The organism is Streptomyces sp. NPDC016562, from assembly GCF_043076955.1.
Taxonomy (GTDB): domain Bacteria; phylum Actinomycetota; class Actinomycetes; order Streptomycetales; family Streptomycetaceae; genus Streptomyces.
The window spans coordinates 1597314-1613803 of the sequence record NZ_JBIBRZ010000001.1 but is presented as its reverse complement, the minus strand read 5'-3'; the positions used below and the strand labels follow the sequence as shown (position 1 = coordinate 1613803).

Here is a 16490-nt window from a genome sequence, read left to right as displayed (position 1 = left end):
CGGACTGGACTGGGCGGCACCGGGCGGGCGCGCGGCGGGTGATCCGCGCCGACCGGACTCTCGCACACGCCGGGCGCGGTCCTCGCGGCTTCCGGGAAAGCCGGCGCCGCCGACGGCGAGCCGCCGGCCCCCATGGCCTGAAATAGACTGGTCAGGTGACTGAGACCGCCCTGCCCCCCTGCCCCGAGTGCTCCAGCGCCTACGCCTACGAGATGGGCGCGCTCCTGATCTGTCCCGAGTGCGGACACGAATGGCAGCCCTCCGCGGCCTCCGACGGCCCGGCCGGCGCCCCGCAGGAGCGGGTGGTCAAGGACTCGGTCGGCAACGTACTGTCCGACGGCGACACCGTGACGGTCGTCAAGGGCCTGAAGGTCAAGGGCAGCACCTCCGGCATCAAGGCGGGCACCAAGGTGCGCAACATCCGCCTCGTCGACGGCGTCGACGGGCACGACATCGACTGCAGGATCGAGGGCTTCGGCGCCATGCAGCTCAAGTCGAGCGTGGTCAGGAAGGTCTGACCCGGCCCTCCTGGGCCTCCTGGCCCCCCTCGCCCCCCGAGCCCGCGTCCGCACCCGCCGACGCGGGCTTTCCGGTTCCGCGCCCCGCGCCGGCGCCATCGGCGGTCAGGCTCGACAGCATGCGCAGCGCCGCGTCCGAGGGGGAGGACTCGGGGGCGCTGTAGAGCAGCATCCGGTGGTTGGTGCCGTCGGTGAGGTGCAGGCTCTCGAAGTCGAGGGTGAGGGGACCCACGACCGGGTGGTGCAGGCTCTTGGTCCCGACGGTGCAGTCCCGTACGGGGTGCTGGGACCAGAGGGTGGCGAAGTCGGGGCTCCGCAGCATCAGGGACCCGATGAGCTCGGCGAGGGCGCGGTCCTCGGGATGGCGTCCGGCGACCAGCCGCAGCGCCGCCAGCGCCACCCGGGCCTCCTTCTTCCAGTCCGTGTAGAGGTCCCGGGTCAGCGGGTCGAGGAACAGCATCCGCGTGAGGTTGGGACGCACGGCCGGATCGTCGGGGCTCGCGGGGTCGAGGTGCCCGGCGAGCAGGGCGTGGCCCAGCGCGTTCCAGGCGAGGACGTCGTTGCGGCCGTCCAGGACCACGGCGGGGACCTGCGGCATCGCGCCGATCAGCCGGCGCGTGGTGTCCCGGACGTACGCGGGGCGGGGCGAGGCGGCCCGCTTGGCACGCGGCGGCCGGGCCAGGTCGTGCAGGTGCGCGTGCTCGTCCGGGGTCAGCCGCAGGGCGCGGGCCAGGGCGTCCAGGACGCTGTCCGAGGCGTTCGTGCTCTGCCCCTGCTCCAGGTGCGTGTAGTAGGTGATGCTCACGCCCGCCAGCAGGGCGAGCTCCTCGCGCCGCAGCCCGGGCACGCGCCGGCGGGTGCCGTGGGAGGGGAGCCCCACGTCCTCGGGCTGGAGCTGGGCGCGACGGGTGCGCAGGAAGGCGCCCAGAGCGGTGGGTGTGTCCATGCCCTCCAGTGTGCCGGGGGAGGGCGCCGGGCAGCGGCCGCGAAGGTGGCCCTGCCAGTGCCAGCTTCCCGGGTGCCACCACCGTCAGGGGGCTGGGTAACTCCCTTCGGGCGCTCCAGAGTCGGTGGCGCAACACGGTGTTGCGTGAGCGAGAGGATGCGTGGCGATGTCCGTTGTCGAAGGTGTGCGCGTGGATGCCGGTGCGGGGAAGGGCGCGGGGAAGGAGGCGGGGAAGGGCCTGGGGCCCGGGACGCCGGTCCGACTGGACGGGCGTCTGAAACTGGTGCTGGTGGTGCTGCTGGTGGCGCAGTTCATGCTGGCGGTCGACTTCTCGATCCTGAACGTGGCGCTGCCGGTGATCGGCGAGGGCCTCGGATTCTCTTTGCCGGACCTCCAGTGGATCGCGACGTCGTTCGCCCTGTGCGCCGCCGGGTTCACCCTCCTCTTCGGGCGGGTCGCGGACCTGTTCGGCCGCCGCCGGCTGTTCCTGGTGGGCCTGGCGGTGCTGGCCGCGTCCTCCCTGGCGGGCGGGCTGGCCAACAGCCCGCAGGCGCTGCTCGTCGCCCGCGTCCTCCAGGGACTGGCCACCGCGGCCGTGACCCCGGCGGGTCTGTCGCTCCTGACGACCTCGTTCCCCGAGGGTCCGCTGCGCCAGAAGGCACTGGGTCTCAACGGGGCGTTGATGTCGGCCGGGTTCACTACGGGCGCCGTCCTCGGCGGTGTCCTGACGGATCTGCTGTCGTGGCGGTGGGCGTTCCTCGTCAACGTCCCGGTCGCGCTGGCCGTCCTGCTCATCGCCCCCGCGGTCATCAAGGAGTCCCGCCCCACCACCCGTCCGAAGCTGGACCTGCCGGGTGCGGCGGCCGTGACGGCGGGTCTGCTCGCCCTGATCTACGGTCTGACGCAGGCGGGCGACCACGGCTGGGGTTCGGGTCCGGCGCTGGGCTGGCTCGCCGCCGGTGCGGCGCTGCTGGTGGTGTTCTACGCGGTGGAGTCGAAGGCGTCGAGTCCGCTGGTGCCCGTCTCGGTGCTGAAGAGGAGGACGGTGGCCTGGGGCAACATCGCAGGCCTGATCGCCTTCCTGACGGAGACGAGCCTGGTCTTCCTGATGACGCTCCACCTCCAGGACGTGCTGGACTTCTCGGCGCTGACCGCAGGTCTGTCGTTCGGCGTGCTGGGCGTCGGCACCGTCATCGGTGGCGCACTCGCGGCGCGGGTGATCGCCGCGACCGGCACCCGTACGACGCTCCTGGCCGGCGGGGCCGTGCAGGCGGCCGCGACCCTGAGCCTGGTCGGGCTGGGGGAGACCTCCGGGACCCTGTGGCTCCTGCTGCTCGCGACCTTCGTCGGCGGCATCGGCAACATGCTGGTGATCGTCGGTTTCATGGTGACGGCGACCACGGGCCTGCCCGACCACGAGCAGGGCATGGCGACGGGCCTGGCGACGATGACCCAGCAGATCGGCATCACGATGGGCACTCCGGTCATGTCCGCGATCGCCGCGTCGCACACCGACGTCCACGGCGGGATCACGACCGCGCTCGTCGTCAACACCGCGATCGTCCTCCTCGGCACCCTCACCACCGGCCTCTTCCTCCCCGGCAGGGCCGCCCGGCAGCGGGTCTGACGCCGTGTGCGCTCCGCGGACGCCGGGGCGTGCGCGGGCATCCGGAAAGTGCCCCTGGTGGCGCCGTGGGGAGATCTCCTACCATCGGTGCACGGCGGGGGAGGGGGGCGTCCATGGCGGCGCATGTCGGGCGGCTGGAGCGTTTCGTGGCCTGGGTGCTGCGCAACGCCGACGTGGTCGTCGCCCTGTTGGTCGCGATGGCCGTCGGGTTCCTGGACATCTTCGGCGACGTCATCAGCGACGACGTGTCCTCCGGCGCCACCCTGGTCGTGCTCGGTCTGCTCGCGACCGGGTCGATCGTGGAGCGCGTACGGCGCCCCGCGAGCATTCAGGAGGCCATGAGCGGGACCCGGCGGGCGTTGGAGGACCTCGCCATGGTGCGTTCCCTCTCGGGCAACGAGGTCGGCGAGGCCCTGCGAGAGGCCCGGCAGCACACCAACCTCTGGTACTTCAAGGGCGGTACGGGCACCTACCTGCGGGCGGTGACGCTGCCCCTGTGCGTGAGCGCGGCCAAGGAGCAGCGCTCGCAGCTCAACGTGAAGATCGACATCGTCAACCCGGCCGACGAGCGGGCGTGCGCCGCCTACGCCCGCTTCCGGCAGATGTTCGGCAGGCAGCGCCAGAACGACGAGGTGTGGACCACCGACCGCGTCCGGCGGGAGTCGTACGCGACCGTCCTCGCCGCCTGCTGGTACCAGCGGCAGCTCACGACGCTCGAGATCAGCGTGCACCTCTCGTCCGCCGTACCGACGCTGCGCTTCGACCTGTCCGAGACCTGCCTGGTCATCACCCAGGACGACCAGTCGAGGGTGAACCTGCTGGTCGAGCGGGGGCAGCCGCTCTACGACTACTACGTGACCGAGCTGCACCAGAGCCGCGAGCAGGCCACCGCTCTCGACCTGCGCGTCGCCTCGCCGCTCGGCCAGGAGCCCACCGTCGACGAGGTGCGGACGCTCTTCGACGAGCTGCGGCTCCCGCTGCCGCGCGTCTTCACCGACAGCGACATCGGCAAGATCATCGAAAAGGCCCTGCACGCGGAGGACCCTTACAGGAGGTGAGGCGCCCCCGGCGCGCACCATGGACCACGAGCTCGAAAGGTCTCTCGTCACCCTGGAGGAAATAGCCACGGGAGCACGGGAGTTACGTGCCGTACGTCATCCCCTCGGATTCCTGTGCCTGCCGCTGCTGAGAGAGGGCCCGCGCGGGGTCTGCGTGCACCTCTTCGAGACGGACCACCGCCCCGAGCCCGACGCCTCGCCCATGCACTGCCACAGCTGGGAGCTGCGCAGCCGCGTGCTGTACGGCCGGGTGGCCAACCTCCCCGTGCACACCACCGTGGTGGCCGACGGCGAGGCGGGCGCGACGCACCGGGTGTTCGAGGTCCGCAGCCGCAGCGACGGCGTGGACGAGATCCGGCCCACCCCCCTCCTCGTGCGCAGCGAGATCGGCCCCGCCCACATCACCTCCGGCGGGGAGAGCTACACCCTGGCCGCGGGCCAGTTCCACGCCACCGCCCTGGCGGGCGGGGCCCCAGCGGCCACCCTGGTGCACGGGTTCTCGATCCCCGGGCAGGTCGACCTCTCGCTGGGGCCGCTCGACGGCCGCCCGCGCCGCACGACCCGCCGGCTGTGCGACACGGGGCAGACCGTGCGCAGCGCCCACACCGTCCTCAGGAGGATCGATGCCCAACAGCGGGCCTGACTTCGAGCGCGAGCTGCACGTGGCCGTCGCCGCGGCGCGGGAGGCGGGCGGCCTGTTGCGCAGGCGCTTCGGTTCGGCGCAGTGCCTGCGGACGAAGGGCGAGTCCGGGGACGTGCTCACGGACCTCGACCTCGCCGCGGAGAAGCTCGTACTCGGCCACATCCAGCGGCACTTCCCGCACGACCGGATCCTGTCCGAGGAGGCCGGGCTCCTCGACGCGGCGGGCGAGCGCACCTGGCTGGTCGACCCGTTGGACGGCAGCAACAACGTGGCGATCGGGCTGCCCGCCTACGTGGTGGGCATCGGGCTGTGCCTGGGAAGCGCCCCGGTGATGGGCGTGGTGCACGAGCCGGTCACCGGCGAGACCTGGCACGCGGTCACGGGCCGGGGAGCCCACGGTGCGGCCGGGCCACTGCCCGGTCCCGCCCCGGGGCTCCCGCCCGCGGGGCCCGTCGTCGCCTGGACGCAGGGGTACGCCGTACGGCGCGGCGACCCGACGGCGGCCGCCCTGCGCGGGGCACTCGAACCGCACTGCCGGCGCGTCCTGCAGCTGTGGGCGCCGCTGCTCGGCTGGAGCCTGCTGGCGCGCGGCACCATCGACGCCTTCGTCGGCTACCGGGCCGAGGGCGTGGACCTGCCGACCGGCGCACTGCTCGCGGCCGAGGCGGGGGTGGAACTGCGCACGCTGTCCGGGGCGCAGTTCAGACCGGGCTTCGCCGGGGACGACAGCGGGCGCAGCTTCGTGGCCGCGCGCGGCGAGACCCTCGCGCTCCTGCTGCGGGAGGTGGGCGCCGCGAGCCCGGCGTGATCCACCGGACCGCTCTCAGGTGGTGGCCGCCAGCGCGACCGTCGCCGCCAGCGTGCCCGTGACCGCCAGCACCAGCCCCGTGCCGAGGAAGCGGCCCAGCTCGATCCGGGTGCCGTGCCAGCGGCACCGTTCGAACCACAGCAGCGTGGCCAGCGAGGCCCACGGCGTGATGACCGGTCCCACGTTGACGCCGATGAGCTGCGCGAGCAGCTGATGGTGGTTGCCATCGGGGATGGCCGCCTCGGCGGCCATGTAGGCGGGCAGGTTGTTCAGCGCGTTGGAGAAACCGGCGCCGACCGCGGCGGACCGCAGCATGCCCGTCACGCCGTTGTCGGTGCCCATGGCCGTCGTCAGTATCCCGTGCAGGCCGTGGGCGTTGACGGTCTCCACGACCAGGAACATCCCCGGGACCAGGACCAGCAGCCGCCAGGGGACCAGCGACAGGCGCAGCGTGTCGCGGCTGCGCACCGCGAAGGCCACCAGCACGACCAGCGCGGCCGTCATCGACGCCGTCCACAGGGGCACGTCGGCGAGGAGGATCGCCAGCAGGAAGCCGGCGCAGGCCAGCGCGCTCACGCGGAACAGGACCCGGTCCGCCGGGCGCGGCGCCGACGGGGGCTCGTAGCGCAGTTCGCCGCGCCGGCCCAGGCGCCAGTAGAAGCCCCACAGGCAGGCCATCGTGACCGCGATGGACGCCACCTGCGGCGCCCACATGGTGGCGGCCATCTCCGAGGGCGCCAGCGCCACCCGGTCCGCGGCCAGCAGGTTCGTCAGGTTCGACACGGGGAGCAGCAGGCTCGCCGTGTTGGCCAGCCACACCGTGGTCATCGCCAGCGGCACGGCCGCGATGCCCACCCGCGTGGCCAGCGCCAACATCACCGGGGTCAGCAGGACCGCCGTGGTGTCCAGGTTGAGGGTGATGGTGGTGACGGACGCGAACAGCACGCACAGGCCGAAGAGCAGGACGTAGTTCCCACGTCCCGCCCGCGCCACCCAGGTGGCGACCACGTCGAACACCTGGGCCTTGCCGGTCAGTTCGGCGAGGACGATCACCGTGGCGAGGAACACCAGCAGGGGGACGATGCGCTCCATCACGTCCCCGGCGGGCTCCGACGGCAGCAGACCCGTGGCGACGCACAGCACACCGAGCGCGAGCAGCCCGCCGGCCAGCCAGTCCAGTGGATGCAGACGTCTGAGGAGAGACACGCCGAACAGACTCGCACAAACAGGCGGTTGGACGTCAGGGGGCGCGGACGCATCCGGACCGGGCCGCCCGGGTGACGCGGGCGGCGCTCCATCCGCGGCCGGGCGCTGTTCCCCGTCTTCGACGAGGCGAAGCCGTCGCAGCAGGGACGCCCCTACGATGGTCCCATGATGACGGATGGCCAATTCGGTGCTCCTGCAAGAGAGTTCGACTTCTTCATCAGCTACTCGCCGGCAGACGAACCCTGGGCCGCATGGATCGCCTGGACCCTGGAGGAAGCCGGCTACCGCACCGTGGTGCAGGCCTGGGACTTTGTACCAGGAACCAACTTCATAGACTTCATGGACCGCGGGGTCAGCGAGTCGGTCGCGGTGATCGCCGTATTGTCACGTCATTACGAACGCTCCACCTACGGCCGCATGGAGTGGCAGGCCGCGCTGCGCGCCTCCCCCGAGTCCCCCGAGCGGCGCCTGCTGACCGTGCGGGTGGACGAGATCCCGATCGAGGGACTGCTCGCCACCATCACCTACGTCGACCTGGTGGGCGTGGCCGACACCGACGCCGCCCGTTCCCTGCTGCTGACGCGGGTCGGGCAGGCCGTCGACGGGCACGCCCGCCCGGGCCGCCGGCCCGGCTTCCCCGGGAGCGCCTCGGGCTCCCCCCGACACCCGGAGCAGCCCCATCCGGGCCGGCCGCAGCCGAGCGCGCTCGCCGGCCCCGGCTGGTCCGGGCGCCGGCGCCCGGCCAGGGCGCCGCTCTATCCGCAGGCCTCCCGGGCCGGCGCGGGCAGCGCCCAGGAAGCCGTCACCGTCCTGCACCTGGCCGGGCCCGACTTCGGGCGCGGCCGCGAGCCCGACTCGCTCAGCCGCCAGATCCGCGGCGACCTCATCATGCTCCGGGACGCCGGGGCGCCCGCCCCCGACCTGATGGTGGTGACCGGGGACCTCACCGCGTCCGGCAGCCCGCGCGAGTGCGACCAGGCCCTGAGCTTCCTCACCGCGCTGCGCTCCCAGCTCGACCTGTCCCCCCAGCGGGTGATGGTGGTGCCGGGTGCGCAGGACGTGAACCAGGCGGCCTGCCTCGCGTACTTCCACAGCTGCGAGGCCGACGAGGTGGCGCCGCAGCCCCCGTACTGGCCCAAGTGGCGCCACTACACACGGCTTTTCCGCGGCCTCTACCAGGGGCTGGACACCGTCTTCGACAGCGACCAGCCCTGGACCCTCTTCCCCGTGCCCGAACTGAGCACGGTCGTCGCCGGCTTCAACTCCTCCATGGCCTACAGCCACCGCCCCGAGGAGCAGTACGGGTTCATCGGCCGCGACCAGGCCGCCTGGTTCGCCGAGGCCATGCGCCGGTACGAGGAGGAGGGCTGGCTGCGCATCGGCGCGCTGCGCCACCCCCTCACCGACGGCCGCCGCCCGGGCGACGCGGTGGGCGGACCCGGCGGACTGCGGGACGCCGACACCTTCGCCCGGCTGGCCGCCCCGCGGCTCCACCTTCTGCTGCACGGACCCACCGGCGGCCCGCGCACCCTCGCCGCCGACCCCAGCCGCGGCCATCTGCCCGGCGCCGCCGGCGAGCTGCCGCTCTTCGGCTCCGCAGGCCCCGCCCGGTTCCAGCTGCTCCAGGTCACCGCGGACGGCGTCACCCGCTGGCAGGACCGGATCGAGGCGGCCTCCCAGCGCTTCCCCGCCGCCTGGAGGCAGACCCGCCGGGTCTTTCCCGTGCCCCAGCTGCCGCCCGTCATCACCGCCGGACCCGCGGACGGCAGGGCGCCCCTGGACGATCCGGCCGCCTCGCTCGTCGAACGCGTCAAGGAGATCTGCCGGGTGCGCCGGGAGGGCGTACGCCTGCGCGACGTCCCGCGCCGCGAACCGGACGACATGGCGCAGATCATGGCCACCTGGCGGGAGCAGGAGGACGGCGTCGTGCAGCAGCAGCGCATCGCCGTCCACCCCGGCACCCCCACCGAAGAGGAACTCGACCGCTTCATCGCCCAGGTGCACGCCACCGACCCCGGCTCGGAGGCCGTCCTGGTCTACGCGGGCGACGGCCCGGCCGGCGGCCTGCGCCAGCGGGCCGTCAGCCACGGCGTACGGGTCAGGCTGCGCAGCTTCATCGAGTTCCAGGGCCTGCTCGACCTGCGGGGCTACGTCGCCGCGCAGGCCGCCCGGCTCAGCAGCAGCGAGCAGTACGCCCCGGGTCTCTACCTCCCCCAGCGCTACCGCGACGCCGACCGCACCGACGGCCAGGGCAGCTCCGGCCGGGAACGCGACGGCCTCGTCGAGGAACTCCTGGAGCTCCTCGAATCCGACCACGGCCGGTTCGTCCTGCTCCTCGGCGACTTCGGGCACGGCAAGACCTTCGCCCTGCGCGAGCTGGCCCGCCGCATCTCCGAGCAGCTCCCGCACCTGACACCGCTGCTGATCCCGCTCAACACTCTCGACCGGGCCCACAGCCTGGAAGGCCTCGTCGCCGCCCACCTGGCCGGCCACGGAGTCGACACCATCGACCTGCGGGCCCTGCGCTACATGCTCGCGCAGGGCCGCGTGGTCCTGCTCTTCGACGGCTTCGACGAGCTGGTCCACCGGGTCAGCTACGACCGGGCCGCCGACCACCTCCAGGTCCTCCTCGACGCCGCCGTCGACAACGCCAAGATCGTCGTCAGCAGCCGCACCCAGCACTTCAAATCGCACGCCCAGATCCTCACCGCCCTCGGCGAGCGCGTGGGACTGCTCCCGCAGCGCCGGATCCTGTCGGTGGAGGGCTTCACCCCGGCGCAGATCCGCTCGTACCTGGTGCGCAGCTACGGCAACGAGGACGCGGCCGACCAGCGCTTCCAGCTCCTGCGCAACATCCCCGACCTCCTCATGCTCTGCCGCAATCCGCGGCTGCTGTCCTTCGTCGCCGACCTGAGCCAGGACCAGCTGCGGGCCGTCGCCGGAGCGGGCCGTGCGCTCAGCGCCGCGCGGCTGTACCAGGACGTGTTCACGTCCTGGCTCGACCACGAGGAACGGCGCGGCCAGGGAGGACCCGGCGCCCCGCCCGGGCTCACCGCCGACCAGCTGTGGGCGGCGGTGACCGCGCTGGCCTGGCGGCTGTGGGAGAGCGGCCGCAGCGCCCTGCGGCTCGACGAGCTCACCGAGGCGGTGGCCGGGACGCTCAGCGACCTCACCGAGTCCCCGCTCTCCCCGGCCGAGCGAGCCCAGGCGGTCGGGGCGGGCAGCCTGCTGGTGCGCAGCGACGACGGCGTCTTCCAGTTCATCCACGGCTCCGTCATCGAATGGCTGGTGGCCAGGGAGGCCGCCCACCAGCTCGCCCGCGGGCAGCACACCGTGCTCTTCGCCCGCCCGCTGAGCCAGCTCGCGGTGGAGTTCTTCTGCGACCTCGCCGACCACGCCCTGTGCGCCCGCTGGGTGCGCGAGGTCCTCGACTCGCCCGGACGCGGCGTCAACGACGCCGCCCGCGCCAACGCCATGCGGATCAGCGACCGGCTCCGGGTGCCCGCCAACGCCGACCTGCGCGGAGCGGGGCTCGCCGGCGAGGACCTCTCGCACCGCGACTTCTCGGGGGTCGACCTCAGCGACGCCGATCTGACCGACACCCGGCTGATCGGCGCCAACCTCTCCGGAGCCCTGCTGCGCGGCACCCGGCTCACCGGCGCCCGCCTGGACCGGGCCGACCTGAGCGGGGCCGACCTCACCGGCGCCGACCTGTGCCGGGCCCGGCTGACCCGGGCCGACCTGCGCGGCGCCCTGCTGACCGGCAGCCGCTGGCACCGGGCCGCGCTCATCGACGTGACCATGGACGACGCGGTGCGGGCGGCGCCCGAGCTCAGGACCGCCGCGATCGCCCCGGGGATGCCGGTGGACGCCGGGTTCCGGCCGTCGGCGGTCGGCGTCCCGTACGGCTTCGGCATGCGTACGAGCCGGCTGCCCGAGCCCATCGCGTACAGCGCCGACGGCGAACTGCTCGCCGTCGGCAGCGAGGACGGCTCGATCCTGGTCTGCGGCGCCGACGACGGCCGGGCCGTGCGCACCCTCCAGGGGCACGAGGGGCGGGTGTACGCCGTGAAGTTCCGCGACGGCGTCATCGCCACCGGCGGCTCCGACGGCACCGTACGGCTCTGGGACCCGGTGACCGGCGCCTGCCGCCACCGCCTGGACGTCCACCCCGACGGGGTGTGGCCGGTCTCGTTCGACCCGGCCGGCACCCGGCTCGCCACGGGCGACCGCGAGGGCCTGGTCACCGTCTGGGACGTGGCCACCGGCGAGCCCGTACACCGGCTGCCCGGGCACGTCGCGCCCGTCTACACCGCGGTCCACGGCCCGGGCGGCATGCTGCTCACCGGCGACGCGGCCGCGAAGGCACGCCTGTGGGACCTGGCCACCGGGCGCTGCATCCGCGAGATCGGGGGCCACCGGGGCGCCGTGTACCGGGCCCGGTTCAGCCCGGACGGCACCCTCTTCGCCACCGCCGACCGGGGCGGGGACGGGCGGGGCGGCACGGTGCGGATCTGGCGGACAGCCGACGCGCAGCTGCTGCACGAGTTCACCGGACACACCGGCCGCGTCTACGTCCTCGACTTCCACCCCGACGGCAACCTCCTCGCCAGCGGCGACACCGACGGACAGGTCCGCCTGTGGGACCCCGTCGTCGGCACCCCCGCCGGCATACTCGAACGCGGCACGGGCGCCGTCTACCAAGTGCTGTTCAGCGACGACGGCAGGCTCCTGGCCTCCTGCGACAGCAACGGCACGGTCCGCCTGTGGACGGTCACCGGACGACCGCACGGATACGCGGTCACCCTCCACGCCCAGCAGCCGGCCCCGCACCGCGGCACCGCCTGGGCCTGCGCCTTCCGGCCCGGCGACAGCCAGCTGCTCACCGTCGGCAACGACGGCGGCGCGCAGATCTGGGACTCCGCCACCGGCCAGGGCAAGCGCATCCTGCGCGGCCACGGCCGGCGGATCAGCGGGGTCGCCTTCAGCGCCGACGGAGCCCAGCTGGCGACCGCCGGCAACGACGGGGTCGTACGGCTGTGGGAGACGCGCACCGGCAGGCGCACCGACGAGCTCACCGGGCGCGGCGACCGGCTGGTCTCGGCGGTGTTCAGCCCCGTCGAACCCCTCCTCGCCACGGCCAGCAACGACGGGGACATGTACCTGTGGGACCCGGCGGCCGGCGAGTACCTCAGGGAACTGGACGCCGAGACCGAACACGTCTGGGCGGAGGCCTTCAACAAGGACGGCACCCTCCTCGCCACCGCCAACGACGACGACTCCGTGCGCGTCTGGTTCCGCCCCACCGGATCCCCCGTGTCGACCCTCACCCGGCACCGCGGCAGGGTCCGCTCGATCGCCTTCCGCCCGGACAGCGACGTCCTGGCCACCGGCTGCGACGACAGCTTCGTACGGGTGTGGGACGCCCGGAGCGGCGACCTCCTGGCCGAGCTCGGCGGCGGCGCCGGGCACGCCGACCGGGTGTACGCGGTCGCGTACGGCCCGCGCGGCGCGTGGCTGGCCAGTGCGAGCTGGGACGGCAGCGTCATCGTCTGGCGGGACGGCGAGCCGAGCCTGCGCCTGCGCGGGCGCGGCGGCCGCCTGTGGGCCGCGGCGGCGCACCCCAGCCGCCCGCTGCTGGCCGCCGCGGGCGACGACCGCTCGGTCGGCCTGTGGGACCCCGCGACGGGGGAGCACCTCACCGACCTCGTCGGCCACACCGGCCGGGTGCTCGCCCTCGCGTTCTCCCCGGACGGCACCACCCTGGCGAGCGGAGCGGAGGACGGGACCGTGCGGCTGTGGAACCTCCCGGCGCAGGGGGAGCCGTCGCTGCGTGCGACGCTTATGGGCATGGCGGGCGGCTGGGCGGCGCTGACACCGGGGGGCGGGTACAAGTACGAGGGCGACGTGGCCGGTGAGTTCTGGCACGTCGTGGGCATGTCCAGGTTCACCCCGGGGGAGCTCGACGAGTACCTGCCGGGCGTGCACCGCCTGCCGCTGGGGGAGGAACTGTGAGAAACGAGGGGGGAGCGCCGTTGAACCGGCACGTCACATTCGAGGGCCTGCACAATTTCCGCGACATGGGCGGCTACCGCTGCGCCGACGGGCGGACCGTGGCCTGGCGGAAGCTGTACCGGTCGGACTCGCTCGGCAAGCTGCGCGGCGCCGACTGGGAGAGGTTCCTGGAACTGGGCGTCGGTACGGTCATCGACCTGCGCTACCCGTGGGAGATCGAGGCCAAGGGGCGGGTGCCCGAGGCGGAGCGGTTCCACTACGTCAACCTGAGCATCGAGCACCGGCCCTACGACCAGGCGGCCATCGACCCGGACGTCGACCCCTGGCGCTACCTCGCGGACCGGTTCGCGGAGGTCACCGAGGACGGGGCCGAGGAGATCCGCCAGGTGCTGGAGCAGATCGCCGGGGCCCCCGGCCCGGTGGTCTTCCACTGCGCCTCGGGCAAGGACCGGACCGGGCTGATCGGGATGCTCGTCCTGACCCTGCTCGGGGTCGGCCGCGAGGAGGTCCTCGCCGACTTCGCGCTCACCGAGCTGGCCACCGAGCGCCTGATCGGGGACTGGCGCGCGGCCCACCCGGGCCGGGAGCCCCAGTGGCCCGGCTACGGACGCGCGCCCGCGGTGATCATGGAGCTGGTGCTCGCGGACCTGGAGGCCCGCTACGGGTCGGTACGGGGCTATCTGGAGGACAGGGTCAAACTGTCGGACCGGACGGCCGAGCGACTGCGCGCCAGGCTGCTGACGGGCGCGAACGGCACCGGGGCGGCGGCGTGACGCCGCCCGCCGCACGCCGTGCTCCCTGGGCCGGGGGCGGCCGAACGGAGCGCACGGGCGCCGCCCGGGATCCCCGGGGCGCGGCGGCACGGGGGAAGCGACCGGGCATACGGCGCGCACGCCGGGGGCCATGGGCGCCCGGAAGTGCTACAACTGGGTTCGTGACCTTTCCTCGCCACCCGTGCCGGGTACGTCGGTGCGGTCACCTCTAGGCATCAGGTTCAAGAGCGTCGCCGGACAGGTATTCGTCCTCCAGGTGGCGATCGTGGTGTTGCTCGCCGCCGGAGCCCTGCTGGCCCTCGTTCTCCAGTCCCGGCACGACATCGAGCGCGAGGCACGCAACCGGTCGGTGTCGGTCGCCGAGACCTTCGCGCACTCCCTCGGCCTCCAGGACGCCCTGACGAGGCCCGATCCGGCCACCGTCCTGCAACCCCTCGCCGAACAGACGCGCAAGGCCGCCGGAGTGGACTTCATCGTCGTGATGGACACCCACGGCATCCGCTACAGCCACCCCCAGCCGGACCGCATCGGGAAACGGTTCGTCGGCACGATCGAGCCCTCGCTCGCCGGCCGCGTCCACACCGAGAGCGTGGACGGGCCGCTGGGCAAGGAGATCCAGGCGGTGGTGCCGGTCACCGCGGCCGACGGACGCGTCGTCGCCCTCGTGTCGGCGGGCCTGACCGTGAAGAACGTGACCGGTGTCGTCGACCGGCAGCTCCCCGTCATCCTCCTGGCCATCGCGACGGGCCTGGCCCTGGCCACCGCCGGCACGGCGCTGATCAGCCGCCGGCTGCGCCGCCAGACCCACGGGCTCGGCACGCAGGAGATGACCCGGATGTACGAGCACCACGACGCGGTGCTCCACGCCGTACGCGAGGGGGTGCTGATCACCGACGGCGAAGGTCGCCTCCTGCTCGCGAACGACGAGGCCAAGCGGCTCCTGGGGCTCCCCGAGGACGCCGAGGGGCGCCACATCGGGGCGGTACCCGGCCTGGACCGCCGGATGGCCGACCTGCTGCTCTCGGGCCGGGAGACCACCGACGAGGTGCTGGAGAGCGGGGACCGGCTGCTCGTGGTCAACCAGCGGCCCACCCACCCCCGGGGCCGGCCCGAGGGCACCGCGGTCACCATCCGTGACTCCACGGAGATGCAGATCCTCACCAGCCGGGCCGACACCGCCCGCCGCCGCCTCAAGCTGCTGTACGACGCGGGCGGTGACATCGGCACCAGCCTCGACGTGGTCCGCACGGCCGAGGAGCTGGCCGCCGTGGCCGTACCCCGCTTCGCCGACTTCGTCACGGTCGACCTGGCGGAGCCCGTCCTCCACGGGGAGGAGCCCGGCCCGGGCGCCGACATGCGGCGCACCGCCGTCAGCGGCATCCGCTCCGACCACCCGCTCTACCCCTGCGGCCGGCTGATCGACTTCCTCCCCTCCACGCCGCAGGCACGCGGTTACGGCACCGGCGAGGCCGAGCTGGTCCCCGACCTCGCCCACGCGTCCGGCTGGCACGCCCAGGACCCGCCGCGCGCCCGGGCCATCGTCGAGTACGGCATCCACTCGCTCATCGCGGCGCCCCTCAAGGCCCGCGGCGTCGTCCTCGGGGTGGTCAACTTCTGGCGGTCGCAGAAGCCCGAGCCCTTCGACGAGGACGAGCTGTCCCTCGCCGAGGAACTCGTGGCCCGTGCGGCGGTCAGCATGGACAACGCCCGCCGTTTCACCCGCGAGCACGCCATGGCGGTGACGCTCCAGCGCAGCCTGCTGCCGCGGGCCCTGCCCGAGCAGAGCGCCATGGACGTCGCGCACTTCTACCTGCCGGCGCAGTCCGGAGTGGGCGGCGACTGGTTCGACGTGATCCCGCTGCCGGGCAGCCGGGTCGCACTGGTCGTCGGCGACGTCGTGGGCCACGGCCTGCACGCCGCGGCCACCATGGGCCGGCTGCGCACGGCGGTGCACAACTTCTCGTCGCTCGACCTGCCGCCCGACGAGATCCTCGCCCGCCTGGACGACCTCGTACAGCGCATCGACCACGACCGGGAGGGGGACGGCGACGACGCCGACGGCGGTGTCCTCGGCGCGACCTGCCTGTACGCCGTCTACGACCCGGTGTCCCAGCACTGCACGATGGCGCGGGCCGGGCACCTGCCGCCCCTGGTGGTCGCTCCCGACGGCACGACGGAGATCGTCGAACTGCCCGCCGGACCCCCGCTGGGGCTCGGGGGCATGCCGTTCGAGACGGCGGAGCTGTACCTGGCCGAGGGAAGCCAGCTCGTGCTCTACACGGACGGCCTGGTCGAGCAGCGCAGCCGCGACATCGGCGAGGGGCTGGAGATGCTGCGCGCGGCCCTGAGCCATCCCGACCGGGACCCGCACGAGAGCTGCCGGGCCGTACTGGACCTGCTGCTGCCGGACCGGCCGACGGACGACGTGGCGCTGCTCATCGCGCGGACGCGGACCCTCGGCGAGGACCGGGTCGTGCAGTGGGACGTACCGATGGAGCCGAGCGCGGTCGGCGCGGCCCGCAGCCTCGCCGCGAAGAAGCTCGACGAATGGGGACTGACCGAGCTCGGCTTCGCCACGGAGCTGATCCTCAGCGAACTGATCACCAACGCCCTGCGGCACGGCAGCGCGCCGGTACGGGTCCGGCTGCTGTACGACCACACCCTGACCTGCGAGGTGTGGGACGGCAGCAGCAACGCCCCGCACCTGCGGTACGCCGCCACCACGGACGAGGGCGGCCGCGGACTGTTCCTCGTGGCGCAGCTCAGCGAACGCTGGGGCACCCGCTACACCCCCGAAAGCAAGATCATCTGGGCGGAGCAGGCGCTGCCCGGGGAGGCGGGTGCCGCCGCGCCCGACTTCGCGGCCTTCCTGGACGTGGATCCGCTCTGAACCCGG

Annotated in this window: 10 protein-coding genes; 8 read left to right on the top strand and 2 right to left on the bottom strand. The window is 73.5% G+C overall.

Annotated elements, in window-relative coordinates; all coding sequences use genetic code 11:
* The first annotated feature begins 155 nt into the window (after positions 1-155).
* Complete coding sequence (locus tag ACF059_RS07415) at positions 156-518, top strand: zinc ribbon domain-containing protein YjdM (RefSeq protein WP_392052642.1); 363 nt, start codon at positions 156-158, stop codon at positions 516-518.
* On the opposite strand, the gene ACF059_RS07410 is transcribed toward ACF059_RS07415, so the two are convergent.
* On the bottom strand, positions 505-1464 hold the full coding sequence (locus tag ACF059_RS07410; protein WP_392052639.1) for a helix-turn-helix domain-containing protein: 960 nt from the start codon (positions 1462-1464) through the stop codon (positions 505-507). The genes ACF059_RS07415 and ACF059_RS07410 overlap by 14 nt on opposite strands.
* Before the next feature lie 166 nt (positions 1465-1630).
* Between ACF059_RS07410 and ACF059_RS07405 the strand changes: the two genes are divergently transcribed.
* From ACF059_RS07405 to ACF059_RS07390, 4 genes are all read left to right on the top strand, one after another.
* The gene (locus ACF059_RS07405; RefSeq protein WP_392052636.1) at positions 1631-3091 is read left to right on the top strand and encodes an MFS transporter; all 1461 of its coding nucleotides are present in this window, start codon (positions 1631-1633) and stop codon (positions 3089-3091) included.
* A gap of 113 nt (positions 3092-3204) precedes the next feature.
* Positions 3205-4149 (top strand): hypothetical protein, encoded by a 945-nt coding sequence (locus ACF059_RS07400; RefSeq protein ID WP_392052633.1) that lies wholly within the window; start codon positions 3205-3207, stop codon positions 4147-4149.
* A 154-nt stretch (positions 4150-4303) separates the two neighbouring features.
* Positions 4304-4792: a hypothetical protein gene (locus tag ACF059_RS07395; protein ID WP_392052630.1), complete on the top strand. Its 489-nt coding sequence runs from the start codon at positions 4304-4306 to the stop codon at positions 4790-4792.
* Complete coding sequence (locus ACF059_RS07390; RefSeq protein WP_392052627.1) at positions 4773-5600, top strand: inositol monophosphatase family protein; 828 nt, start codon at positions 4773-4775, stop codon at positions 5598-5600. Before ACF059_RS07395 ends, ACF059_RS07390 begins: the two co-directional genes overlap by 20 nt.
* A gap of 15 nt (positions 5601-5615) precedes the next feature.
* Here the strand turns inward: ACF059_RS07390 and ACF059_RS07385 are convergent, their stop codons facing one another.
* Positions 5616-6806 carry an SLC13 family permease gene (locus tag ACF059_RS07385; RefSeq protein ID WP_392052624.1) on the bottom strand — a complete coding sequence of 397 codons (1191 nt, stop codon included), beginning with the start codon at positions 6804-6806 and terminating at the stop codon, positions 5616-5618.
* Between the two features lie 168 nt (positions 6807-6974).
* Between ACF059_RS07385 and ACF059_RS07380 the strand changes: the two genes are divergently transcribed.
* The 3 genes from ACF059_RS07380 (at position 6975) to ACF059_RS07370 (ending at position 16484) form a co-directional block, all read left to right on the top strand.
* Positions 6975-12821 carry a TIR domain-containing protein gene (locus tag ACF059_RS07380; protein ID WP_392053129.1) on the top strand — a complete coding sequence of 1949 codons (5847 nt, stop codon included), beginning with the start codon at positions 6975-6977 and terminating at the stop codon, positions 12819-12821.
* 20 nt (positions 12822-12841) lie between these two features.
* Positions 12842-13594, top strand: a complete 753-nt coding sequence (locus ACF059_RS07375) for a tyrosine-protein phosphatase (protein ID WP_392052621.1) — start codon at positions 12842-12844, stop codon at positions 13592-13594.
* Positions 13595-13850: 256 nt separating this feature from the next.
* Positions 13851-16484, top strand: coding sequence for a SpoIIE family protein phosphatase (locus ACF059_RS07370; RefSeq protein ID WP_392053126.1), 2634 nt, complete (start codon positions 13851-13853; stop codon positions 16482-16484).
* Positions 16485-16490 lie beyond the last annotated feature (6 nt).

Coding starts and splice junctions, on each gene's coding strand:
- ACF059_RS07410 (WP_392052639.1), bottom strand. CDS start 1,464: ATGGACACACCCACCGCTCTGGGCGCCTTCCTGCGCACCCGTCGCGCC.
- ACF059_RS07405 (WP_392052636.1), top strand. CDS start 1,631: ATGTCCGTTGTCGAAGGTGTGCGCGTGGATGCCGGTGCGGGGAAGGGC.
- ACF059_RS07400 (WP_392052633.1), top strand. CDS start 3,205: ATGGCGGCGCATGTCGGGCGGCTGGAGCGTTTCGTGGCCTGGGTGCTG.
- ACF059_RS07390 (WP_392052627.1), top strand. CDS start 4,773: ATGCCCAACAGCGGGCCTGACTTCGAGCGCGAGCTGCACGTGGCCGTC.
- ACF059_RS07380 (WP_392053129.1), top strand. CDS start 6,975: ATGACGGATGGCCAATTCGGTGCTCCTGCAAGAGAGTTCGACTTCTTC.